Origin of the sequence: uncultured Planococcus sp. (assembly GCF_947501725.1) — a bacterium.
Classification (GTDB): domain Bacteria; phylum Bacillota; class Bacilli; order Bacillales_A; family Planococcaceae; genus Planococcus; species Planococcus donghaensis_C.
Genome location: NZ_CANMXD010000006.1, coordinates 1 through 22293 on the forward strand (window position 1 = coordinate 1; position 22293 = coordinate 22293).

24 protein-coding genes are annotated in these 22293 nt (G+C 46.7%); 7 read left to right on the top strand and 17 right to left on the bottom strand.

Annotation, left to right across the window (positions count from 1 at the left end):
• Positions 1 to 79: 79 nt before the first annotated feature.
• Positions 80 to 775: a type 1 glutamine amidotransferase domain-containing protein gene (locus Q0785_RS10155; RefSeq protein ID WP_298829358.1), complete on the bottom strand. Its 696-nt coding sequence runs from the start codon at positions 773 to 775 to the stop codon at positions 80 to 82.
• 165 nt (positions 776 to 940) lie between these two features.
• Between Q0785_RS10155 and Q0785_RS10160 the strand changes: the two genes are divergently transcribed.
• The gene (locus Q0785_RS10160) at positions 941 to 2050 is read left to right on the top strand and encodes an S-layer homology domain-containing protein (protein ID WP_298829359.1); all 1110 of its coding nucleotides are present in this window, start codon (positions 941 to 943) and stop codon (positions 2048 to 2050) included.
• A 33-nt stretch (positions 2051 to 2083) separates the two neighbouring features.
• Here the strand turns inward: Q0785_RS10160 and Q0785_RS10165 are convergent, their stop codons facing one another.
• Positions 2084 to 2548 (bottom strand): YaiI/YqxD family protein, encoded by a 465-nt coding sequence (locus Q0785_RS10165; RefSeq protein ID WP_298829361.1) that lies wholly within the window; start codon positions 2546 to 2548, stop codon positions 2084 to 2086.
• Positions 2548 to 3120 carry a DUF1836 domain-containing protein gene (locus Q0785_RS10170; RefSeq protein ID WP_298829363.1) on the bottom strand — a complete coding sequence of 191 codons (573 nt, stop codon included), beginning with the start codon at positions 3118 to 3120 and terminating at the stop codon, positions 2548 to 2550. The genes Q0785_RS10165 and Q0785_RS10170 overlap by 1 nt, the downstream gene beginning before the upstream one ends.
• Before the next feature lie 140 nt (positions 3121 to 3260).
• Between Q0785_RS10170 and Q0785_RS10175 the strand changes: the two genes are divergently transcribed.
• The 4 genes from Q0785_RS10175 (at position 3261) to Q0785_RS10190 (ending at position 5427) form a co-directional block, all read left to right on the top strand.
• Positions 3261 to 3908, top strand: a complete 648-nt coding sequence (locus Q0785_RS10175) for a hemolysin III family protein (RefSeq protein WP_298829366.1) — start codon at positions 3261 to 3263, stop codon at positions 3906 to 3908.
• 179 nt (positions 3909 to 4087) lie between these two features.
• Positions 4088 to 4399 (top strand): hypothetical protein, encoded by a 312-nt coding sequence (locus tag Q0785_RS10180; protein WP_298829368.1) that lies wholly within the window; start codon positions 4088 to 4090, stop codon positions 4397 to 4399.
• Between the two features lie 93 nt (positions 4400 to 4492).
• Positions 4493 to 5272 (top strand): hypothetical protein, encoded by a 780-nt coding sequence (locus tag Q0785_RS10185; RefSeq protein ID WP_298829369.1) that lies wholly within the window; start codon positions 4493 to 4495, stop codon positions 5270 to 5272.
• Between the two features lie 14 nt (positions 5273 to 5286).
• On the top strand, positions 5287 to 5427 hold the full coding sequence (locus tag Q0785_RS10190) for a hypothetical protein (RefSeq protein WP_298829371.1): 141 nt from the start codon (positions 5287 to 5289) through the stop codon (positions 5425 to 5427).
• Between the two features lie 218 nt (positions 5428 to 5645).
• Here the strand turns inward: Q0785_RS10190 and Q0785_RS10195 are convergent, their stop codons facing one another.
• The 6 genes from Q0785_RS10195 to Q0785_RS10220 all read right to left on the bottom strand — a co-directional run bounded on the left by Q0785_RS10195 (position 5646) and on the right by Q0785_RS10220 (position 13472).
• The gene (locus Q0785_RS10195; RefSeq protein WP_298829373.1) at positions 5646 to 6818 is read right to left on the bottom strand and encodes an MFS transporter; all 1173 of its coding nucleotides are present in this window, start codon (positions 6816 to 6818) and stop codon (positions 5646 to 5648) included.
• Entirely contained in the window at positions 6811 to 7245 is a 435-nt protein-coding gene (locus Q0785_RS10200; protein ID WP_298829375.1) for a MarR family transcriptional regulator, read from the bottom strand. Before Q0785_RS10200 ends, Q0785_RS10195 begins: the two co-directional genes overlap by 8 nt.
• A gap of 125 nt (positions 7246 to 7370) precedes the next feature.
• Complete coding sequence (locus Q0785_RS10205) at positions 7371 to 8639, bottom strand: acetyl-CoA hydrolase/transferase C-terminal domain-containing protein (RefSeq protein WP_298829377.1); 1269 nt, start codon at positions 8637 to 8639, stop codon at positions 7371 to 7373.
• Between the two features lie 113 nt (positions 8640 to 8752).
• The gene (locus Q0785_RS10210) at positions 8753 to 8965 is read right to left on the bottom strand and encodes a hypothetical protein (RefSeq protein ID WP_298829379.1); all 213 of its coding nucleotides are present in this window, start codon (positions 8963 to 8965) and stop codon (positions 8753 to 8755) included.
• A gap of 251 nt (positions 8966 to 9216) precedes the next feature.
• A complete protein-coding gene (locus Q0785_RS10215) occupies positions 9217 to 12309 on the bottom strand; it encodes an SMC family ATPase (RefSeq protein ID WP_298829381.1) in 3093 nt (1030 codons plus the stop codon).
• The gene (locus Q0785_RS10220) at positions 12306 to 13472 is read right to left on the bottom strand and encodes an exonuclease SbcCD subunit D (RefSeq protein WP_298829383.1); all 1167 of its coding nucleotides are present in this window, start codon (positions 13470 to 13472) and stop codon (positions 12306 to 12308) included. The genes Q0785_RS10215 and Q0785_RS10220 overlap by 4 nt, the downstream gene beginning before the upstream one ends.
• Positions 13473 to 13602: 130 nt before the next feature.
• On the opposite strand from Q0785_RS10220, the gene Q0785_RS10225 reads away from it, so the two are divergent.
• Both Q0785_RS10225 and Q0785_RS10230 read left to right on the top strand, forming a co-directional pair.
• Positions 13603 to 13824 (top strand): transcriptional regulator, encoded by a 222-nt coding sequence (locus Q0785_RS10225; RefSeq protein WP_223637303.1) that lies wholly within the window; start codon positions 13603 to 13605, stop codon positions 13822 to 13824.
• A gap of 52 nt (positions 13825 to 13876) precedes the next feature.
• Positions 13877 to 14317 (top strand): YtoQ family protein, encoded by a 441-nt coding sequence (locus Q0785_RS10230; RefSeq protein ID WP_298829387.1) that lies wholly within the window; start codon positions 13877 to 13879, stop codon positions 14315 to 14317.
• 437 nt (positions 14318 to 14754) lie between these two features.
• Here Q0785_RS10230 and Q0785_RS10235 read toward each other — a convergent pair whose 3' ends face one another.
• From Q0785_RS10235 to Q0785_RS10270, 8 genes are all read right to left on the bottom strand, one after another.
• Complete coding sequence (locus tag Q0785_RS10235) at positions 14755 to 15063, bottom strand: DUF4870 domain-containing protein (RefSeq protein WP_298829389.1); 309 nt, start codon at positions 15061 to 15063, stop codon at positions 14755 to 14757.
• A gap of 71 nt (positions 15064 to 15134) precedes the next feature.
• Complete coding sequence (locus Q0785_RS10240; protein ID WP_298829391.1) at positions 15135 to 16115, bottom strand: zinc-binding dehydrogenase; 981 nt, start codon at positions 16113 to 16115, stop codon at positions 15135 to 15137.
• Between the two features lie 5 nt (positions 16116 to 16120).
• Entirely contained in the window at positions 16121 to 17053 is a 933-nt protein-coding gene (locus tag Q0785_RS10245) for an ArsA family ATPase (RefSeq protein ID WP_298829392.1), read from the bottom strand.
• 23 nt (positions 17054 to 17076) lie between these two features.
• Entirely contained in the window at positions 17077 to 17340 is a 264-nt protein-coding gene (locus Q0785_RS10250; protein ID WP_006829350.1) for a cory-CC-star protein, read from the bottom strand.
• A 114-nt stretch (positions 17341 to 17454) separates the two neighbouring features.
• Positions 17455 to 19191, bottom strand: coding sequence for a carbon starvation protein A (locus Q0785_RS10255; RefSeq protein ID WP_298829408.1), 1737 nt, complete (start codon positions 19189 to 19191; stop codon positions 17455 to 17457).
• Positions 19192 to 19392: 201 nt separating this feature from the next.
• Positions 19393 to 20319 carry a ketopantoate reductase family protein gene (locus Q0785_RS10260; protein ID WP_298829410.1) on the bottom strand — a complete coding sequence of 309 codons (927 nt, stop codon included), beginning with the start codon at positions 20317 to 20319 and terminating at the stop codon, positions 19393 to 19395.
• 15 nt (positions 20320 to 20334) lie between these two features.
• Positions 20335 to 21318 carry an MBL fold metallo-hydrolase gene (locus Q0785_RS10265; protein WP_298829412.1) on the bottom strand — a complete coding sequence of 328 codons (984 nt, stop codon included), beginning with the start codon at positions 21316 to 21318 and terminating at the stop codon, positions 20335 to 20337.
• On the bottom strand, positions 21315 to 22289 hold the full coding sequence (locus tag Q0785_RS10270; RefSeq protein ID WP_298829414.1) for a quinone oxidoreductase: 975 nt from the start codon (positions 22287 to 22289) through the stop codon (positions 21315 to 21317). The genes Q0785_RS10265 and Q0785_RS10270 overlap by 4 nt, the downstream gene beginning before the upstream one ends.
• Positions 22290 to 22293: the final 4 nt, after the last annotated feature.

A 22293-nucleotide genomic window follows, 5' to 3' on the forward strand; every position in this document is an offset into this window, starting at 1 on the left:
TACCGAAGTCATCTGATCGCAGCCTAGCTGCAGGGTACCTTTTTTTATAAACTGTCCACTAAATGGGGCGCGGATCAGTCTAAGCCGGGTTCACTTCTTTTAATAATTCTTTTACTTTTTTCCCGACAAGGCCTGCTGAAGCCGGGTTCTGCCCTGTAACTAAACGCCCTGACTCGATAACGCAAGCCGTGAACGGCAGCTGCGCTATTTGAAATAAGGTTCCCTGATCTCTCAGCGCCTGTTCCAATGAAAAGGGAATATCACTGTACATCCCCATTATTTTTTCTTCCAAATCTGAAAATCCAGTCACGACATGGCCAGCCAACAGGTTTCGGCCATCGGACAACTGGATATTCTGCAGAGCACTTGGTCCATGGCAGACAGCCGCCACCACACCACCCCTTTCATAAATGGACGCTGTCAATTGCTGCAAGCCTGAATGATTCGGAAAATCGACCATCGTTCCATGGCCTCCCGTAAAGTAAATGGCAGCATAGTCCCGCCCTTTAACCTGCTCTGGGGTAAGCGGTTTTTTCAGTTTGCTCATCAGTTCATCATCCATATAGTAATGGCGTGTTCGCTTATGGGCAACCGCTTCCATCAAACTGAGCGGATCAATTGGAACGCGGCTGGAAGCGGTGCTGATAATTTCCACTTTAAAATCATCCTTGATTTCATGATAAAAATCGGTCAGCTCCCTTAGCCAAAGGCCGGTTTTCCTCCCTCTTGCTCCAACTACAGCTTCATTCGTCACAACAATCAATATTTTTTTCATAGCTGTCTCCTTCCACGTCGGATTTACTTATTTCTTTTTTATTCCCTTTACTCAGAAAATTACTCACTCTCCCAAAATGAATCATTTACTTAATTTATATAACATTTTATTGTTACTTTTTACTTTGTCGTGTGGTAAAATAAGATCAAATAGGGAGGGATAAATATGAAGACTTTTTTGTCTTTAATTGCAGCTGCCATCCTGATGTTCAGTTCGTTTTTGTCTCCCGCCAAAGCGATTGTTTTGTTTGATGATGTCTTTGCCAATCACCCATTCGCTTTTGAAATCGCTTACCTTTACGAAGAAGGAATCATCAATGGTTACCCAGATGGCACCTTCAGACCTGACGACCCTGTTACACGTGCCCACGCTGTCGCGATGATCGGACGTGCCTTGAACCTGGACGACACGCCCCGTTCCACCGGTTTTAGAGATGTTCCCGCAAGCCATCGATTCTCTGGTTATATCGCTTCCGCCGCCGAAGAAGAAATCATTTACGGGTTTGCGAATAATTATTTCCGGCCCGACTGGACTGTCACCCGGGGCCAAACTGCCGCAATACTCGACAGAGCCTTCTACTTCCCTGAAGCACCAGACAACAATTTCCGGGATATGAGTAAAAATCACTTTGCTTTTGATGCTGTCTCAAGACTGGCTCATCAAGGAGTCGCACGCGGCTATCCGGACAACACTTTCCGTCCTGACGTTCCAGTTACCCGTGCTCAATTCTCTGCATTTCTGGCTCGCACCATCGAACCTTCTTTCATTCCTGACAAACAGGATTTGCTTGAGACGGCTAATGACATTCTGGCTGAGTTGAAAGCTAAGGATTTCGGTGATGTCGCAGCTTATGTGAATTCTACAGAAGGATTGACCTTCTGTCCTTACAGCGGTGGCTGTATTGACAATGGAGGGGTAACTTTCACCAAAGCACAACTGCCAGGTTTCATGAATGATCCCAATGATTATCTATGGGGCTATCAAGACGGCAGCGGCTTCGAAATCAACTTGACACCTGCTGAATATTACAGTGAGTACTTGATGGATACAGATGCGACTTATAACGCCAAAGAACGCTATGGCCGAACTGTCCAGCCAACTACTCATGAGTTTATCCACCGGTTGTATCCTGAAGCGACCATTGTCGAGTACTATTTCCCTGGAACAGACCGCTACGATGGAATGGACTGGCAAAGCCTGAACATGGTATTTGAGAAGAACAGCAACGGCGACTGGGTGTTGGTGGCCATCATCAATGACCGCTGGACCATCTAACCCAAAAGAGCCCGTAAAGAAAGACCCGGCATGTCAACTGCCGGGTCTTTCTGCATTTTCCTTATGCTGTTTCAATAGAACGGTTAAGGCCGCCTGGAATTTCTCATTGTCTTCCGGACGCCTTTTTTTCGGCCCTTTCATCCTGCCTCCGCCTTGCCTGATTTTCTTGGCGACATGACGGCCATGCAGCAATTGCTCAATATTTTCATCTGAATAGACACGTCCGTTTTGATCAATCGGAATTCCGCGTTTGGCGAGTACCATTGCCGCCAGTCCATAATCCTGGGTAACGACAATATCCCCTTTCTTTACTCTGTTAACCAAAACGAAGTCAACTGCATCTGCCCCTTTTGAGACGGTGATGGTTTCCGCCCCTTCCCTGTGCATCTCGTGGGAAGTATCGCAAATCAAAATGACCGGCAACTGGTATGCTTTAGCTAAATCGATTGTCTGGCTGACGACCGGACATCCATCTGCATCAATAAGAACTTTGATCATTATTTCCCTGCCCCTTTCGCCATCTCATCCACCAGTTTTTCAGCCGCTCTCCGGTAAAGGTTGCTGGTATGGACAAGAGATGCGATGAGCAGCACACGTTCCAGCTCTTCCGATTCCTCAATGCCTGCCGTTTGTTCGGCAGCTTCTCTCGCTTGGCGCTTTAAACCGTCTGCGAAAATTTCCGCATTGCCTTGTTGAAGGCTTAAATAACTGCTGTAAAACTGTTCCAGATCCAGCTCTTTTTGTGCCGCTTTTTCATTAATGCCATTCAATACCAGCTTAACGTCATTGATGGACAGCGCACTTTTCATCTGATAGATCAAGTTGATCAACATGACGTGGTTCCGGCTGTATTTCTTATTTTGCACTGGATAAAACAATTTTCCCTTCGCGTAATTATTGATCATGGTTTTGGTCAGGATTTTCTCATCCGGATGCCGCTTCGATTCGGCGAAACTGGATTCAAACAATTGAATGACCTGATCGATATACAGATCAATCTTTGGAATATCCTCTGGCAGAACCTGATTATGGAAAGCCATCTCTTCGATGATTCTATCTGCTTTTCCCATTTCCCTTCACGCTCCCTGTGGTACTTCATACTGGCTATTTTACCTCATTATCATTTTTTCTCCAAACTTGACTCTGTTTATTAATACGAGTATCTTTATATGTAGTTTCAATAACTAGATACAACAAGGAGCTGTTTTACATGACTGACTACATCCGAGAACCCTTTAACGCCCTCTCCCATTTGTTCGGCGCAGTGCTGTCCTTAGCTGCCCTCTTGGCGATGGTCATCAAAACCACCTATGCCAACGAATCTGCCCTGCATGTCACAGCCGTCACCATATTCGGCATCAGCCTGATTCTCTTGTACACCGCTTCCACTATTTATCACTCAGCTATTTCACAGCCGCATATCATTGCCTTTTTGCGAAAGCTTGATCACTCGATGATCTTCGCCTTGATTGCAGGTTCCTATGCACCGTTCTGTCTGATCGCCCTTGGCGGAACACTCGGCTGGACTTTGTTTTCACTTGTGGCCATGTTGGGATTGAGCGGCATCTTCTTTAAGATGGTGTGGTTCCACTCCCCAAGGTGGCTGTCGACCGCCATCTATATCGCTATGGGCTGGATCATCATCTTCGCCGTCGTGCCGCTGGCGGACAGCCTGTCGCTGACGGGCTTGCTGCTGCTCGTTGCAGGAGGGATTTCCTATACAGTTGGTGGAATCATCTATGGAATAAAGCCCGATTTCCTGTCTTCTAAATACCTCGGCTTCCATGAAATTTTCCATCTGTTCATCCTGTTCGGCAGCCTCTGCCACTTTCTTTCTGTTTATTTTTATGTGTTGTAGAGAGAAAAGCGGAAGCGCCCGTGGAGCTCTGACGGGCATAAGACAGACCGGCGAAGTGGCATGTTTTCAGCCGCACAGCTGGGCTGGCTTATGACCCAAAGAGCTGGGCGCTGGAGTCTGGACAGAGAAAAGCGAAGGCAGCCGTCTAGGCGCGACAAGCGCTGGAAGCAGTACCGGGAATGGCGTCCTTTGCCATTCTTGGTACTGCTGAAGCGACTCGAGGGGCTGGCTGCCGGAGTCTGGACAAGAGAGAAAAGCGGAAGCGCCCGTGGAGCTCTGACGGGCATAAGACAGACCGGCGAAGTGGCATGTTTTCAGCCGCACAGCTGGGCTGGCTTATGACCCAAAGAGCTGGGCGCTGGAGTCTGGACAGAGAAAAGCGAAGGCAGCCGTGTAGGCGCGACAAGCGCTGGAAGCAATACCGGGAATGGCGTCCTTTGCCATTCTTGGTACTGCTGAAGCGACTCGAGCGCCTGGCTGCCGGAGTCTAGCGGAAGCCCCTAAGAAATTAACACTGCAGATCATTCAAATCGAACTGTCAGAATGATATGATAAGTGTTAAACCAGCCGAAAGGGGCTTTCTCATGAAAAAACTGGATTCACAGCAAACTGACATGGCTACTGTTTTATATGAAGCTTACCTTAAAGGTCAGACGATACCGAAAGAACAAATACCCGCATCTTTAGAGAAGCGCACAGCGTATGCCATACAGCATGCAGTCACTGCCAATAAGACCAGACGTGGCCAGGAAGAATTGAAAGGCTATAAAATCAGCTTGACGAGCAGGGAAACCCAGGAGCTTTTCCAATCAGAAACTCCTTTATACGGGGCCCTCACCACCTCATCTTTATCGGATGGCATCATTGAACTGGATTCGATGTCTTCTCCATTGATTGAAATCGAATTGATCTTCATCGCCAAGGAAGACCTCTCGGCAGCGGATGACATTCCTACGCTCCTGCAGAAAACCCAAGTCGCACCAGGCATTGAAGTGCCGGATTCCCGATTTGACGACTGGTTCCCAAAGATCACTCTTGGCCAAGTCGTTGCCGACAGTGCCGTAGCCGGAAAGATCGTAACCGGCTCGCCACTCGACAATGTCAGCTATGAACAGTTGGAAAAGCTTCCTGGAAAACTGACATTGGACGGCCAGGAAATTGCGGCGGATACTTCTGCTGAAGTCCTGGACCACCCCGTCAACGCACTCCACTGGCTGGTCAATGAGTTGGACGGCCACGGCTTAACGGTCAAAAAAGGCATGGCCATTTCATCCGGCACCTTCATTTTGCCGAAGAAGCTGGAACGCGGACTCTATGAAGCCAGCTACGGTGAATTGGGTTCTGTCACTCTAACAGTAAATTGAGGGTCCGCGGTCAAATGACCAGCAGCAAACGGGAATTCAGGGACATTGCTGGAATCGGTTCTCCGTCGATCGCTTCAAAACTAGTAACGGGTATGATGATGCCCCGTCAAGGCAGTTTTAAAGACCGCCACTATGTGATTCCGGAAGCATTTTAGCTTGCGGACAGTATTGTGCCGGGTTTGGACTGTATTTCATTAGTTTGGATAGTATTTTTCGTATTTGGATAGTATTTCACCCAATTTGGACAGTAAGCTCTATTAATGGAATAAAACAATTCTTCTTTTCAAATAAAACCCACAAAAACCGCTGGAGAAAAATGATGAATTTTTCTCCAGCGGTTTTATTTCAGGAATTTATAGGACTGCCCACACTTTTAATGTGCAGTGCCACGGTTCTTCGACATGATCCATGTATAGTAAAAAACAATAAGTATCACAAATATACCCAGCATCAAATAGAGATTTGAATAGCCGGCGACTCCTGCAAGCAAGCCAAGCGACACCGAACCGATTGCAATTCCGCTGTCGTAAAAGGCGAAGAACGTTCCTGTGGCGTAACCGCTGCGATGTTTTTCAGCTGCCTGTATGGCAAGACTTTGGAAACTTGGCAGCAAGGTTCCGTAGCCAAGGCCCACCAACGCCCCCGACACCAATAGCATCCACGAAGACTCGGTAAAACTCAACGATATAAGCCCCACTCCAAAGATGACAATGGATGGAATGATGACGACGTTAGCCCCGATGACGTCAAATATCCTTCCAGTGAATGGACGGACAATCAGCATCGCAATGGCATAAACGACGAAAAAGAAACTTGCAGCTTTGATCAGCCCCAGTGATTCCGCATAGACAGAGATGAATGTCAGGATGCTCGCATAAGCAAAGGAGATGAAAAAGCCGACCGTTGCAATCGGCATCGATTTTTTCTCGAGAAAATCATTGATCGTCAATTTATGTTTTTCCTCTTTTTCAAACAGCACTTCATCCACTTTAACGGCTAACGCACAAAAGAAGCCAATAATCATGATAACGGAAAAAATGATGAAAATTGTCTGTGCCGATATATACGGCTGCAGGGACAAAGCAATGAACGGTCCGGCTACAACAGCCAGATTCATCGCAATGCCGTAATACCCCAAGCCTTCACCACGCCGCTCAGGCGGAATGATATCCGCTGCAATAGCTCCAGCTACAGTCGTCAGCAAACTGAACCAGATCCCTTGGAAAAAACGCAGCAGCAACAGCACGGTAAAACTTCCGATAAATACATACAATACCGTACTGACAGTAAACAGGAAAAGTGAAACAATCAATATTCTCTTTTTCCCGAACTTCTCCAAAATCATTCCTGCAAAGAAACGCATGATGATAGCGGACAGCAGGAAAACGGAAACAGCCAAGCCCCCTTGGGTAGCCGTACCGCCTAAATCATTCAGCACAAATAGCGGCATGAACGTCAGCAGTGCATAGAAAACCACAAAAATAAAAAACGTGCTTATTGAAATATTAATAAAGCTTTTTGTCCAAATCGGTCTTTTTTCAGCCATTCTTTACATCCTTTTCACCAGAACTCTTCATTCCTATTTTTCTCAGCAATACAATCAGTTGATCCTGTTCTTCATTCGAAAGACCCGAAACCAGCCTTTCTTCTGCCTGCCGAATCCGATTTTCGATTGCCGGCATCTTTTGTTCAGCAAAAGTGGAAAGCTGCACAATCCGTTCCCGCTTGTCCTGTCCTTCACGGCGGAAGATCCATCCGCTTTCCTCCAAACGGACAATCGTCCTCGTCACAGTCGGGGCCTCGACGTTCATGTATTGCCAAATCTCTTTTTGAGTCATCGAACCGAATTGTTTCAGACAAAACAGGATGGACCATTGGGAACTGTAAAGTTCAAATTCCTTTAAGGCCTCGTTCACTTCCTTGATCGACAAACGGGATTTTTGATGAATTTCGTGAAACAATAATTTTTTCATAAGTTTACCTCTTATTTTATTTACTTAGGTAAGTATATGCCCCTTCCAACACCTTGTAAAGAAAAGTATTTCGACTCCCAAAAGAAAAAGGCGATCTCCTAACGGAAATAGCCTTTCTGCTTTTATTACACGAGGAAGCCATGTTTTTTTGCATCAAACAATAATTCTTCGCGGAATTTCGGGTGGGCGATTGCGGCGAGACGCTTGGCACGTTCTGAAATGGAAACACCGTGCAAACGGGCTACTCCATACTCCGTGACGATATTGTCGACATCGTTTTTCCCGGTGGTCACTACAGAACCTGGCGCAAGCGCCAATTTGATCCGTGACAGGGTATCATCTTTTGCAGTAGAAGGCATGCAAATATAACCTTTGCCGTTTTCAGCGAACCGCACGCCACGGGCAAAATCAATTTGGCCACCACTTGAAGAATAATACTTGCCGCCAACCGTCTCAGACGCACATTGGCCGAACAGATCCACTTCAGTTGTGGAGTTGATGGAGACGATATTCTTTTCTTTAGCGATTTCCCTCGGATCATTGACGACACTGACCGGCTGGAATTCAACAGCCGGGTTATCATCGATGAAATCATAGAGATTTTTGGAGCCGAAAGCGAAAGTGGCGATAATTTTACCGGGATTGGTGAATTTCCGCGATCCATCGACTGCACCGGCAGCTACCAGGTTTGCGACACCATCAGGAAGCATTTCCGTGTGAATCCCTAAATGGCGATGGTCTTTCAACATGCTGATGACAGCATTGGGAACCGCCCCAATTCCAATTTGCAACGTATCTCCGTCTTGAATATCCTGAATGATCGTCGACGCAATCAGCAAATCTTTATCGCTGATTTCCGGAACTTTCTCTTCTGACAGAGGTGCATGATGCTCAACATACCCTGCAATTTGGCTGATGTGGATCTGGTTGCGTCCATGTGTCCGGGGCATATGGTCATTCACTTCCAGAATGAATGGCACTTTCCCGATAAAATCGGCAATATAATCAGCTTGTGTACCTAAAGTGAAATAGCCATGTTTATCCATCGGTGAAGCCACGGTCATGATCATCGACATTTTGGTTGTCTTCTGAAGCAGCCGGGGCATTTCATGGAAGTTATTTGGAACCAGCTCCATTTTTGCCTGTTGGTAGACCTTCCGTGTGGCACCGCTCAGAAAATACGAAACGTGCTTCAATTGCTCTATTTCACCTTGAATATAGGATCTTGAGCGCAAAGCCAGCATTTGATGGATTTTCACACCATCTAGTTGTTCAGCGTTTTCCTCCAATATATCCAATAACCGGATTGGTTCCCCATTCGCGATTGGAACAATCAAATCAGCTTTTGCATCGATCAACGCAATGACTTCCTGTGGGCTTAATTTCTTTCCCATTTTGTAACCCCCTGTTTGCTTCGTTATGCTACAACTTTACCACAGATCAAAGAGACGCCAGTTTTTCGGAAATTTCTGCACAATTCCGTCTTTTCCTTCCACTAAAAAAACCGTCATTTTTTTTGACGGTTTTGATTTTTTAAGGCAAAGCCAAAACCAGCTAAGCCGAATAATGCCATGAGCGCCCATAAGATCGCCAGAATAATGGAGCCTATTCCGTCACTGCCTTCCATGACAGCTGTCAGCTGCAGGGCAAAGAAAGCCAGACTGATGAGGGCAATGGCCCCAAAATAGATAAGTCGTGCTTTAAAACTGAAATGCTTCATTTTCCCGACCCCTTTGGTTTTTCATTGTTTTCTACACGTTTTTGTCCAGGCGAGCATAGACAGCAGGAAAAGCTCAAATGCGTTGGTGCCCACTGAACTTTCTAGCGAAACTGGAACAGCGCTGTCGCTTCCTACTAACCACTGCACCAATCAGCATTCACTTTCAGCCGACCACCTGCCGTGAATTACCGATTACTCTTACCATTCACTTTTACAGAAAGCTTCAAACGTCCAGATCCATCATCCTGATTTTATTTGAGGAGAAATTTTGTCCGGCTGTAGCCTTCTTTTGATTTCTCGACTTCCAAGATGGCCGGAATCGCTGCCTTCAGTTCCTGCACATGTGAAATGACGCCGATCATGCGTCCTGATTTTTGCAGGTCAATCAAAGTTTCAATTGATTTGTTGAGCGACTCTTCGTCCAGTGAACCGAAGCCTTCATCGATGAACATTGTATCAATTGAGACATTTCCCTGGAAACTTTGGATGACGTCTGCCATTCCAAGTGCCAGGCACAGCGAAGCATTGAACTTTTCCCCGCCTGACATGGTCTTCACATCACGCGTCTGCCCTGTATAAGCATCGTAGACGTCCAAACCCAATCCACTTTGTTTGCCGCGTGATTCCTGGCGATCGCTGCGGATCAAGTGGAACTGGCCGTTGGACAAATTCTTCAGCCGCTCATTGGCCGATAGGATGATCTGCTCCAAATACTCGATTTGGAGATAGCGTTCAAATGAAAGCTTCAAACCGTTCTGGCCCCGGAGCATGTCGTGAAGATCCGCAATCCGATTCAGGGTTTGCTCAGCTTCGAGCGCTTTTCCAATCACCTTCTGGATGCTGGCGATCAAAAGCGCCCCTGCTTTTTCGAAGTCCTGCGAACGGTTGCGTTCCGCAAGCGCCTGTTCATAAGCTTCTTTCAACTCCGCCAGCTCTGCTGCTGCCTGGCTCAAATCTTTTCGGCTTTGAGCAGAGAGCAGTTCTTCCAGTTCACCGACCTGTTGCTGCAGAGTATGGCGTGCCTGGCTGAATTTCTGGATATCCTTTTTCAAAGCTGCAAAAGCCGCATCCCCCAGTTTTGCCTGTTGATAGGCTTCTTCAGACTCAAATGCCGATTTTTCCAGCGCTTCCGCAAATTGTTGCTGTGCTTTGTCTTTCTTGCCGGCTATTTCTTCTGCGGTAGCTTTGGCATGACGCACGGAAACCAGAGAACTTGCCAGCCCTTCTTTCGATTTTTGGAACTGGTCCTGAGCGCTTGTCCAGCTTTGCTCCAACTGCTGCCTGCGTGAAGCTGTCTGCTCCAATTGTCGCTTCAGAACAGACAATTCCCGCAGTTCTTCTGGTACCGCAGCCAGTTCGTTTTCATAGACTGCCTTGGCTGTTTGGCAAGAAGCTTGCTGTTTCTGCACTCTTTCCGCTATTCCGTGTCTGTTCTGTTCCAGTTGCTCAATTTTTTGGGAACAGATCGCCACCTGCTCTTTCCATTTCCGCATTTCCTGTTTGCCGACTTGCTGTTTCTTCGTCAGCTCAGTTAACTTTCGTTTCGTTTGTTCCAGCTGGAGCGCTTGCTCTTCAATCTGGCCCGCTGCCAGTTTCAAGTCCGCCAGATCTTGTCCTTTTTGGTCCAGTTGTTCCTGCACAGCAAACAGTTTAGCTGAAGCATTGCGGTATTCTCTATCTACTCCATCAAATTCTGTTTTCGCCGCTTCCACTTGTTCTTTCGTCACCATCTGGCCTTCGATTTTCAACTCTGTTCCAGGGTGATCCAAGCTTCCACAGACAGGGCAGGCTTCCCCGGCGCGCAACTGTCCGGCAAGAACATGCGCCTGATCGGCAAACCACTGCGCTTCCAATTGGCGATAAGCTGAATCTGCCTGCTCAAAGGCCATCTTTTGTTCTTTCTCAAGAGCCTGTTGCTGCTGTTCCTGGAGTTTCAGCGAGATATACTCACTTGTTACGCGGCTCTTTTCAGTTACGGCTGCCAGTTCCTGCTGTGTTTCATCAGACAATTCCAAAAAATCTTCCAGCTCGATAACTTTTTCATCCAATTGCTTTTTCTCATCTTTTTGGGCGGCGAATTCTTCTTCCGCCTGGTTCAAGAGCTTTTCCGATTGCCGCACGTTCTTCTCGAGACGGACAAGATCATCTTTTTTCTCGTCCAACTCCTGGATGGCAGGCAATAGCTTTTCCAAATAGACAAGCTGCTCACGCAATTGGTCGCGTTCACCTTGAAGCGCCTGTTGGGCAATAAAGCTTGCCTCAGCAGAAAGCTTTGTTTGTTCCGATTGCTCTTGTTGTTGGATGGCCGCTTTCAGAAGCTCATTTTTTTCGATTTCATTGTTGCGCAACTCATGAAACAAACTCTCGATCCCCGAAATGTAGCTGGCACGCTCTGCCGCTTGCAACGCTTTTTCCTTGTCTGCATAGTCCAATTGCAGTTGGTCGAGCCGTTCAAGCTGGCCTTTCTTTTCATCCAGTTCATCGAAACGGCCATTCCACTTTTTCGCTTCGTGATAGGCGGTCATTTTATCGGTATGGAGCTGATATACAGCCTGATACTTCTGTTCATCCAGACTGATCTTATCCTTGTAATAAACGACTTCTTTTTCCAGGCCGTCCAGCACCTGATTGATGTTCATATGTTCGCGGCCCAATACTTCAAACAGCGCAGAATCACGTTGCGGCAAGGAAGTGGCGATCCGCTGGACGAAGCTGTTCAGGTCATGTTGTTCGCGCTCAAATTTTTTCGCCGCCTCATCCTTCTTCTGCTTGAGGCGTTCACTGATCAGTTTATACGGCTCCGTCTTAAAGATTTTCCGGAGAATCTCTTCTTTGTTATCTGTTTCAGATGTCAGGAGTTTACGGAATTCGCCTTGCGGCAGCATGACGATTTGGCTGAACTGATTTTGCGTGAGGCCGATGATTTCTTCCACCCGACGGTTGATCTCCGAGACGATCTGCCGCTCAACACATGGCTTTTCGCCTTCTGCACTGCGTTCAAAGAATTCATAGCGTTCCCCGGTTGCGCTTTTATTGCCTTTTTTGACATGGCCCATCTGGCGCAGGATCCGGTAGATCTTGCCGTGGATTTCAAATTCCATTTCCACACAGGTATGGGTCGCGTCATCCGCAAAGTCGCTTCTCAAGATACGTGATTCACTGCGGTCAGAGCCGCTCGCTGAACCATATAAAGCAAAACAGATGCCGTCAAAGATGGTGGTCTTCCCCGAACCCGTGCTGCCTGAAATGACAAACAGCTGGTTTCCCTGCAAGTCAGCGAAATCGATTTCTTCAGTGTTTTTATAAGGACCGAATGCAGTCATCTTCAGTTTTAACGGTCTCATGACTTCACCTCTTCTTTTTCAGCAGGTTCCTCATGAAGGAACTCCTGAAGTACGTCTTTGAAAATATCAGCGGTTTCATCTGTTGCTTTCTCACCTTTCACTTCCTCGTAAAAGGCATGGAATAAAGACAGGGAATCCATTTTTCGGCGTGAACCGGCGTCACTTTGCATCATGCTTCCCGAAAAGTTTCTTCTTTCCACATGCATGGCGTTCGGGTAGACTGAGCGCACTTTTTCCATCGGAAACAGTACCGGCGCATCGTCCAATAAAGTCACGAAGACAAAATCGTCACTGATTTCATGGCGCAGAATTTCATCCATCGTGCCTTCGACCGTACGCATATTGCGCCTTGGGGAAAATAGCCGCTTGGTTACCGAAACCTCTCCTGCTGCATCCATTTCAACAATGTGGAAGCCTTTTTGATGATGTTCTTCTGAAATCGAATATTTTAAAGGAGAGCCCGAATAACGGATGGTTTCATTCCGTACATAATGGGCTTTGTGCAAATGGCCGAGAGCAGTATAGTGGAAACCTTCAAAATGATGGGCATCCACATGCTCTGCTCCGCCGATCGACAGCGGACGTTCAGAATCGCTGGTATTCTCTTCCTGTTCCCCGTGAGGCGTGACAAAGGCATGGCCGACAAAGACATGTCGGGCTTGTGTGTCATACGCGACTTTGATGTTTTCAGTGATAGCCTTCATGGCGTCATTATGGCTGCGGATCGCATCGTCTCCAAACGCATAGCGCACCATCGAGGGATCCGTATAAGGCACCAGATGGAAATGGACTTCTCCGAACTGGTCGTTCAGGACAACCGCCTGATGCTCTTTATGGACATGGCCCGCGATATGGAGTTCGTTCATCTTCATCAACCGGCTGCCGAAGTTCAATCTTCCTGGGCTGTCATGGTTCCCCGCTACTGCCAGGACCGGCGTATTCAAATCCAACACGATTTTCGCCAACACCTCATCCAGTAAGTTGACAGCGTCGGTTGGCGGCACTGCCCGGTCATAAAGATCTCCTGCAATGATCACAGCATCAGGCTGTTCTTCTTTTATTGCATCTATGAATTGCGCCAGCACAAACTGCTGTTCTTCTGTCATGTAAATTCCTTGGACCAGCTTGCCTAAATGCCAGTCAGCGGTATGAAAAAACTTCATCGGAATGCCCCTTTCTTTGTTCGCAAAAGAATATATGTTCGTTCCATTATACACGATACTACACACTTGTTTTAACCAGGACTATGTTTTATAATAAGAACAAACGTTCTTATTAAGAGGAGGGGTACTCATGAAAGCACAGATACTCAAGGCTTTTAGCCAGCAGCAACTTATCGACATGATGTATATGGCCAATGATGGCAGCATCAGCAAACGCCGCGTCAAAATTTTGAAGGTCAGCGGAGATTCGTTCCAGGCCTATTGTTTTCTGCGCCGCAGGAAACGGACCTTTAAAATGGAGAATGTACTTTCATTGATGCCTGTCATCCCTAAAGAGCGCCAGATCATTTAAGCTCGCCCGCCCTTATGATACACTGGAAGAAATGGTTTTGGAGGGTGAAATGATGAGATTAACTGTTTACCTTGCCGGGGAGATCCATAGCGCCTGGCGTGAAGAAATCAAAAAAAAATCAGCCGCTCTAGATTTGCCCATCGATTTTGTCGGTCCGATGGAAATCCATGAGCGTTCTGACAACATCGGTGAAGACATACTCGGTCCACAGCATGATGCCATTGCTAAAGACCAAGCCGCTTCCAGCTTCAATAATTTGCGCACCGGCGTCCTGATGCACAAAGCCGATTTGGTCATCGCCCTTTTCGGCGAACAGTACAAGCAATGGAATACGGCGATGGATGCCAGCACAGCTCTTGCTTCAGGAAAACCCGTCATCATCATCCGCCCGGAGAAATTGCATCATCCATTAAAGGAATTATCCCGAAAAGCAAACGCCACAGTCGAAACCTGTGACCAAGCAATCAAAGCCTTAACTTATATCTTCGAATAAAAACAGCCACTCGCCCCTTAAAAGATACAAGGTGCGAGTGGCTGTTTTCTCTTTTATTCGTCAGACTGTAGACAAAGCCTGACCAAAATGTATAGCGGTGCATAATCCCCAAGCGGTCCGGCCACTTCGCTTTCCGTGGGCTCAGCTTCAGCCTCCTCGTCACTGAAAAACCCATGCTCCTGCATCGCTGCGCTAGCTTCGTCGCAAACGGGTCAGGCACAGCCCGACTCGCTTCCTGCGGGAGCAGCGAAGCGACGAAGTGCCGAAATCCACTCGGGCGCCAGTCCGAGTTAGTTCGGCGCGAGCCCGCGGAAAGCGTCCGCCTGAAGCGCAGGATCTGGTATAAACAGGATGAAATGCGTATTCATTCTTTAAATGACAGCAATAGTCTTTTGTCTACAAGCTCAACCAATAAAAAAAGCCCCAAAGGGCTTTTTTTATTGGTACCAGCTTCCGACTATCGGGTAATCGAATTGCTCGTTGTTCAAAGCTCTGATGATTCCCATTATCGGAATGATGACGCCTATCAGTCCGAAGACGATCAACATCGGAATGCCGATAAGGAATATGACCAACCAGCTGGAGATGAAGAGTAAAGCGCCAATAACGAGTTGGAACAGCATCGCTTGGATTGACAGCTTCTTCACTTCTTTGTCCATTGAAATCAGAAAAACAATTACCGGGACAAGAAACGGAGCAAAAAACGCACTGGCGTGGACGAGTATTTTTAAACCTGTGTTTTCCATCATGTTAGCCTCCAGTCGAATCTTTCTTATACTCTATATACGGATGGCTGACTGAAAAGTTTCAACTATTATTAACTGTTGCGTAAAACAACTTTACCGAATTGGCTGCCGGAAGCTAAATGGTCAAACGCTTCCTGTGCCTGATCCAACGGAAATGTTTTGTCGATGACTGGCCGCATAGTAAAAGATTCCATATGCGACAGCATTGCCCGCAATTCTTCCCGGCTTCCCATGGTCGATCCAAACAATTGGTATTGTCCATAAAAGAATTTGCGAAGGTTGAAATCGACAGTGTCTTCCGTAGTCGCTCCGAAAATGACAATACGGCCGCCTTTTTTCAGAACATCCAGCGACCGGTTGAAAGTAGCCGCACCTACGCTGTCGATGACAAGATCAATGGTTTCATCCGCCAATTCCTTCGGCCAGTCGCTGTCAGTCGGAATAGCCAGATCGGCTCCAATTTTTTCGGCCTGCTGACGTTTCTCCTCGCTTCTGGAAGTGACAATCACTCGAGCACCCATATTCTTCGCGAACTGAATCAAAAATGTTGCGACACCGCTTCCCGCTCCAGGGATAAACAAGGTATCGCCTTTTTTCAGCTGGCCTTTCGTGAATAAGGCACGGTATCCGGTCAATGCCGGCAATGCCAGGCTGCCTGCCTCTTCCCAGCTCATATAACGAGGTTTTTTTTCCAGTTGTTCAGCGGATATCGCAATTTTTTCGGCAAAAGTCCCGTGGTCGGGCATTCCCAAAATATCAAATTCCGCTGGCGGCGCGTCACTGTTTGTATACCAACGTAAAGCTGGATTGATGATCACTTCGTCTCCATAGGCAAAGTCGATTACATCATCGCTTACCGACTCCACTATACCCGCTCCGTCAGATCCGATGATCAAAGCTTCCGGCTTATCACCGTAACGCTTGATCAAGCCTAAATCTCTGCGGTTTATGCCCGCTGCCCGTAAGGATACGATGACTTCTCCCGGTTTCGCTTGAGGTTCTTCCGTTTCTTTCACTTTCAATTCACCGGATTCTATTACAAATGCTTTCACTTTATTCACCCTTCCTGAAAATATTCACTGAATAACTCCAATTGCGTCTTGCTGATGATATCCTGTGAGAAAAGTGGAACGTGGATCAGTTGTTGTTTCGGGAAAGTTTCACTAATCTGCTGCAGGTATTTCTTTTCGTGCTTTTTCCGTTCCAATAAAAATTCACCATCCGCCTCTTCCGGCAATATCTTATTGACGATCAAGGTCTTCACATGAAGATGATAATTATGCAGCAGGTCAAGCGCTTTTTTCGTCTCCAAAATAGGCAGGCGTTCCGGATTCAGCACAAAGATAAACCCTGTTTCCTGTTCATCCAGCAAGAGATTCCGTGCCTTTGAAAAACGCTCCTGCCGTTCTCTCAACACATCGTAAATCGGATCTTCCCGTGGTTCGCCATCATTCAACAGCTGCGTGTAATTTTCATTGGTCTTCCGGCGCTTTTCAAGCAGCCCTTCAATCCAGACGCCCATCAATTCCGGCAGCGTCAGCAGCCGGATTGTGTGTCCAGTCGGGGCAGTATCGAACACCAGCTTATCGAAATTCTTGCGCTCTTCCAGAATGATATGGATCAGCTTGTCGAATAATGCCGCTTCGTCTGCGCCAGGAGAAGCTTTCGCAGTATCCAATTGCCGGTTCACTTCCTCCATCATGCTGGAATGGACGGTACCTTTGATATTGGCTTTTACCGTTTTAATATAATTATCCGTTTCAATTTCCGGGTCGATCTCAAGAGCATAAAGATTATCAGCAATCGTTTTTGTTTTGCCGCCGATTTTTTGATTGAAGATATCCCCTACGTTATGGGCTGGGTCAGTGGATATCAATAAAGTCTTATAGCCATTCTTAGCTGACCTCCAGGCAATGGCCGCAGCTGATGTCGATTTTCCGACGCCGCCTTTCCCTCCAACAAAAATAATGTTTTTTGACAGTACATCCATTCTATTCCCTCATTCCTAAAAAACTAACAGCAGCGAATACCGGTTAACGGTGATTTATCCATACCCATCCGCAGATGCCAGTCATGGAATTCTTCGATCATGTAAGGATAAAGTTCTAAGGTGTAATAATAAACAGGATTGGGGATCCCCAACATCTCCGAATAGAGCATCAGGAGAAAGAGATCATCCTCATCCCGAAGTTCACGTGCAATTTCAGTGCGATGCGGCAATTCAAGGACGGCTTCGTAAAAAGCGATCAATTGCTTTAATTTATCGAACACCAACATATCAGCACCTCTTCCTTATATAAACGGAAGGGACCACAAAATTCATGATCCCTTGGCCGCCTATCTATTTTACCCCGCCAGCGGAAAGAGTCTCCCACTAATTGAAGTTTTGATTTATTCGTCTCCTGAAAAATCAGGATCTGTTTTCTTCAGCAATGCCTGAATAGCTGTAAGGATAATCCAAAGTGTAAAGACGAAGATGATGGCACCAAAGATGAACAGCAGCATACTTGGCTGGTCAGCATACCATGCCCATTGCAGGAAGACCTGCTGGAACATCGCCCAAAGCGTCATGAACATCAGGAAAATCATCGGAATGATGGTGATCATGTAATTTCGCCCAAGCTTCCGCAGCCAGATGGAAATCAACAGTAAACTGATGCCGGCGAGCAGCTGATTGGCTGTACCGAATAACGGCCATAGCAGGTAACCACCTGAACCAAAGCCATTTGGCCCTTCAGGAAGCAGCACCAGTGCAGCACTTGCCCCAACAGCGATTGTTGTGGCAACATGTTTTTTTTCAAGAGATGGGATCTTATACTCCACGCCCAATTCCGAAATGATATAGCGCATCAAACGAACTGAAGTATCCAAAGTTGTGGCGGCAAATGATACGACAATGATAGAAACAATCGTTGAAGCGACTTCAGAAGGAATCAACAAGCCTTGAGCCAAATTGGTGGCTCCTTCGATAAAGGCACCTAAACCTGCTCCGTTGGAAGCCTGAAAACTGCTGTAAGTTGCAAAGAATGACTCGCGGTCAGGGAATAGGGTGATAACGGCAATAATTGAAATCAATGCCAAAACCCCTTCACCCACTGCTCCTAAATAACCGACGAAACGTGCATCGGTTTCTTTATCCAGTTGTTTTGACGTAGTTCCTGATGATACCAAGCCATGGAAACCGGATATTGCTCCACAAGCAATTGTGATGAACAGCAACGGGAACCAGGAAATATCCGCGTCTGGATTAGTTGCAGGCGCTGTAATCTCAGGATTAGTAAACAATAGACCGAGATAAAGAATTCCGAGTCCAACAATCAATTGATGGGAGTTGATAAAGTCACGCGGCTGGAGCAGTTTCCAAACTGGCAAAGTAGAAGCGATGTAGACGTAGATCATCAACACGATAATCCAGATAAAGAAGGCTGTGGAGATCGCCCCGAGACCGAATAACCCAGCTCCATCTTCTCCGCCCATGTATTGAACAAGGTCAATCTGCATAAAGCTTACTTGGCTGGCAACAATAGCCGTTATGTACATGACTGCCAGAGCGACCAGTGAAGGAATCAACATCTTCTTATTTTTTCTGTATACTGCGTAGCCAATCCAAATCGCTAACGGAATCTGGATGAATACAGGTATGACACTGGCAGGGTAAGAAATGAACAGATTAGCAATTACCCAGGCGAATACCGCATTGACCATCAGAACCAGAATCAAAATAATGAACAGGAACAAAATCTTCCCGCGCTGGCCGATCAAGCGGTGCGCAAGCGTTCCGACGGATTGCCCTTTGTTCCGGACCGACAAGACCAATGTCCCGAAATCATGGACACCTGCAGCAAAAACGGTACCGAGCACTACCCATAACACTGCAGGCAGCCAACCCCAATACACAGCAATCGCCGGCCCTAAAATCGGAGCAGCCCCAGCGACGGAAGTGAAGTGATGTCCCCATAGAACGAATTTGTTGGTCGGGACAAAATCCACACCGTCTTTAAAACGATGTGCCGGAGTGACATAGTTCGGATCAAGCCTAAAAATATTTTCAGCTATAAATTTGGAATAAAAGCGATATCCCAGTATAAAAATAAAAATTCCAATGGCGGCCAATGCAATTGCATTCACAATCTCAACCCCTTTTCTTTTTTTGCAAGCGCTACAAATCACTTGTATGTCAATCATAGAGGAGTGTCGCAATAATGTAAATGTTCCAAAAATTATTCATTTATCTCCATTATATCAGGCCGGTCTAATTGACTGCTGGGCCGCTTTCCACAGTTAGAAAGGTCCATTTTTTCGCACGGTCAACAGCCACATTTTTCCTTCTCATTCCCCTTTGGCTATCTTTTGTTCATATAACATCAGTTTTGTGTAAATGACTTCAAGGACAGGAACTGAAACTTTCATTTCTTGTGCTTTGCCCAGCAGGTATCCTTGTAAATGTTCGGCTTCTGTAGGCTGCCTTTTTTCGATATCCCGCTGCATGGAAGACTTCATTTCTGCATCCATACTGTTGATCCGCTTCAGTTGCACGTCAACGATTCCTGTCTGGATCGGTGCATCGATTTTTTCCATGATGACTGCAAGCTCCTCCAAAAATGCCTGAATCGTGTGCTGCCCTGTTTCAAGATCCCGTATCGGTCCGATAGGCGTTTCCATCATTGAAGTAATTCCGGACATCGCAGTGATGAACAAATACTTATGCCACATCTCCTGATTGATGTTATCGCTCTTGAGAAATTCCGCTTTGGTTCCTGTAAAAGATTGTTCCAATTTCCTGATACGATCTGTCTGCCCACCTGTCCGTTCTCCATATACCAATTGATGGATGGGGCTTGTCTGAACGATTGTTCCGTCTTCTGCTAAAGTCGTTTCGACAAAGCATAGTCCGCCAATGACTCGTTCTTCTCCGAATGCTTCAATCAATGGCTGTAAATGTGCCATACCATTCAATAGAGGGAGAATCATCGTTTGCGGACCGACAAACGGCTGTACATCTTCTATCGCATTCGCAAGCTGATAAGATTTAGTGGAGATCAAAATGACATCAAACGGTGGACTCTGTTCTTCTTTGGTTATCAGTTTGGGCTTCAGTTGCAGATCGCCATGTTTGCTTTGAATTTTCAAGCCAGTTTGCTGCAGCTTCTTTTTTCTGCCTTCCCTCACGAGAAATGTGACATCTTCCTCTTTTTCCAGTAAGCGGCCACCAAAGTAACCACCTATTGCTCCTGCACCCACAACCAAAATCTTCATCTCTGCACCCCTCTTCTATACTTTTTCATAAAGCCAAATACCGTCCACCATTTCACGCGTGCATTCTTGTCTATGGCGCAGGTTTTCCAGATGTGCCAGTGTTTCTCCAACTGCAAACCGCATTTCATGGACAGTCAGAGGCCGCTGAAATAAATTTTCGCATGCTCCAATAATACTCAGCGGCTTCTTGATGGTTTCAAGCGTTTCATCGAGCCGCTCATCGTGATGAGCTAAAAGTTCATCGATTCGCTGATTGGCATCGTAAAATGGTTTCCCATGAGACGGAATAACAAATTCAGCATCCAATTCCCTGACTTTTTTTAAGGAATCGAGATATGAAGCTAAAGGATCGGCATTACCATGAAACCAATACGAAATATTGGGTGTAATTTTCGGCAGGATATGATCTGCAGAAAACAATGTTTTTTGCTCTTCATTGTAAAAACAAATCATGCCGTCCGAATGTCCGGGCGTAAAAATAACCCGGTAGTCGAAACGGCCAATCTGGACAAGATCCCCTTCTGTCAAATATTCTCCAATTTGCGGCAACGGTGAAACAAGCGGTTTGAATTCCTCTGTATTTTGTGTCATCTGCATCGATTGTTCTTCAGGAATTCCCGAAGTCCGGTAGTTGCCGGGAATGCTTTCCAAAAAAGGATCTGCCCATGCAGCCATTCCTGCTTGCGCATCTACTTCCGTCATCCAAACTTTCGCACCCGTCTTTTCCTGTAATCCGCCCACATAGCCAAAGTGGTCAGGATGATAATGGGTCACCAATAAGTCAGTGACTTTCTTGCCATCCAGCTTGCGTTCCCACAAGGCTCTCGTATTGTCATTGTTTAATCCAGCGTCGATGACCGTCCACCCTTGCTCATTTTCCGCCATAAAGCAATTGACATGATTTAACCGGAAAGGCAGCTCTATCCGAACCGCTTCCACTCCAAGCTTCTCCAGCATGGCGGCAGCTTCGATTCCTTCATTCGACAAATGTCGGGTCACGGCTTCAGCACCAGCTTCCCGATGGTTTTTCGTCCTTGCAGTGACTGATGTGCTTTAGCTGCTTCTGCAAGCGGGTAAGTTCCGCCAATCGTCAAAATCAATTCTCCGCTCTTCATATAGGCTAACAATTCACCGAAGCTCCGCTGGAATAACTCCGGATAACGCATAATTTGAGGAAGAAAAAAACCGATGACTGACTGGTTTTTGCGCATTAACTGGCCAGGATTGAAAGTGGCTTGTTCTCCGCTGGCTGCTCCGAATATGACAAGGCGGCCAAACGGGGCCAAACATTTTATCGTTTTATTGAACACTTCACCGCCAACCATTTCAAGCGCCAGGTCCACGCCTTTTCCGTCGGTGATCGCTTTCACTTTATCGACCCAGCCTTCTTCCGTGTAGTTCACCAAATGAGTTGCACCCATTTTTTGTGCATGAAACAGCTTTTCTTCGGTACTGGCCGTTGCAATAATTTTTTCGGCGCCGAAAATCTTGGCTAATTGCACGGCAATCGCCCCGACACCTCCTGCTGCAGCATGGATCAGTACGGTTTCCCCTTTTTCAAGGCGGCCCATCGTCTTCAATATATGATAAGCACTTAACCCTTGCAGCGGCAGGGCAACAGCCTGGTCAAAATCGACGCCTTCCGGAACTTCCGTCAAGACACTATGGTCGACCGCGGCATATTCCGCGTATCCTGCAGAGCCGATCAGTGCTACGACGCGATCGCCCACTTTAAACTTGTCTACATTTTTACCGACTTCTACAATAACACCGGCCACTTCGGAACCTGGAATATAAGGCAGTTCTGTCGGGACTACATATTTCCCTTCCCGTCTTGCCGTATCCGCGTAATTGATGCCGATCGCCTTTACTTCAATGATGGCTTCTGTAGCTGCCGGATCCGGTTTTTCAGCTTCTACGAATTGCAGGACGTCAGGACCGCCGTATTCTTCAAATTTTATAACTTTCATCAGT

What these genes read in the sequence shown, in the direction of transcription:
- Q0785_RS10270 (WP_298829414.1), bottom strand. Translation starts at nt 22,289, where the DNA reads ATGAAAGTTATAAAATTTGAAGAATACGGCGGTCCTGACGTCCTGCAA.
- Q0785_RS10185 (WP_298829369.1), top strand. Translation starts at nt 4,493, where the DNA reads ATGAAAAAACTGGATTCACAGCAAACTGACATGGCTACTGTTTTATAT.
- Q0785_RS10250 (WP_006829350.1), bottom strand. Translation starts at nt 17,340, where the DNA reads ATGTTGGTGTTCGATAAATTAAAGCAATTGATCGCTTTTTACGAAGCC.
- Q0785_RS10190 (WP_298829371.1), top strand. Translation starts at nt 5,287, where the DNA reads ATGACCAGCAGCAAACGGGAATTCAGGGACATTGCTGGAATCGGTTCT.
- Q0785_RS10215 (WP_298829381.1), bottom strand. Translation starts at nt 12,309, where the DNA reads ATGAGACCGTTAAAACTGAAGATGACTGCATTCGGTCCTTATAAAAAC.
- Q0785_RS10165 (WP_298829361.1), bottom strand. Translation starts at nt 2,548, where the DNA reads ATGATCAAAGTTCTTATTGATGCAGATGGATGTCCGGTCGTCAGCCAG.
- Q0785_RS10170 (WP_298829363.1), bottom strand. Translation starts at nt 3,120, where the DNA reads ATGGGAAAAGCAGATAGAATCATCGAAGAGATGGCTTTCCATAATCAG.
- Q0785_RS10230 (WP_298829387.1), top strand. Translation starts at nt 13,877, where the DNA reads ATGAGATTAACTGTTTACCTTGCCGGGGAGATCCATAGCGCCTGGCGT.
- Q0785_RS10235 (WP_298829389.1), bottom strand. Translation starts at nt 15,063, where the DNA reads ATGGAAAACACAGGTTTAAAAATACTCGTCCACGCCAGTGCGTTTTTT.
- Q0785_RS10180 (WP_298829368.1), top strand. Translation starts at nt 4,088, where the DNA reads ATGGCGTCCTTTGCCATTCTTGGTACTGCTGAAGCGACTCGAGGGGCT.
- Q0785_RS10195 (WP_298829373.1), bottom strand. Translation starts at nt 6,818, where the DNA reads ATGGCTGAAAAAAGACCGATTTGGACAAAAAGCTTTATTAATATTTCA.
- Q0785_RS10175 (WP_298829366.1), top strand. Translation starts at nt 3,261, where the DNA reads ATGACTGACTACATCCGAGAACCCTTTAACGCCCTCTCCCATTTGTTC.
- Q0785_RS10260 (WP_298829410.1), bottom strand. Translation starts at nt 20,319, where the DNA reads ATGAAGATTTTGGTTGTGGGTGCAGGAGCAATAGGTGGTTACTTTGGT.
- Q0785_RS10225 (WP_223637303.1), top strand. Translation starts at nt 13,603, where the DNA reads ATGAAAGCACAGATACTCAAGGCTTTTAGCCAGCAGCAACTTATCGAC.
- Q0785_RS10245 (WP_298829392.1), bottom strand. Translation starts at nt 17,053, where the DNA reads ATGGATGTACTGTCAAAAAACATTATTTTTGTTGGAGGGAAAGGCGGC.
- Q0785_RS10160 (WP_298829359.1), top strand. Translation starts at nt 941, where the DNA reads ATGAAGACTTTTTTGTCTTTAATTGCAGCTGCCATCCTGATGTTCAGT.
- Q0785_RS10200 (WP_298829375.1), bottom strand. Translation starts at nt 7,245, where the DNA reads ATGAAAAAATTATTGTTTCACGAAATTCATCAAAAATCCCGTTTGTCG.
- Q0785_RS10210 (WP_298829379.1), bottom strand. Translation starts at nt 8,965, where the DNA reads ATGAAGCATTTCAGTTTTAAAGCACGACTTATCTATTTTGGGGCCATT.
- Q0785_RS10220 (WP_298829383.1), bottom strand. Translation starts at nt 13,472, where the DNA reads ATGAAGTTTTTTCATACCGCTGACTGGCATTTAGGCAAGCTGGTCCAA.
- Q0785_RS10205 (WP_298829377.1), bottom strand. Translation starts at nt 8,639, where the DNA reads ATGGGAAAGAAATTAAGCCCACAGGAAGTCATTGCGTTGATCGATGCA.
- Q0785_RS10155 (WP_298829358.1), bottom strand. Translation starts at nt 775, where the DNA reads ATGAAAAAAATATTGATTGTTGTGACGAATGAAGCTGTAGTTGGAGCA.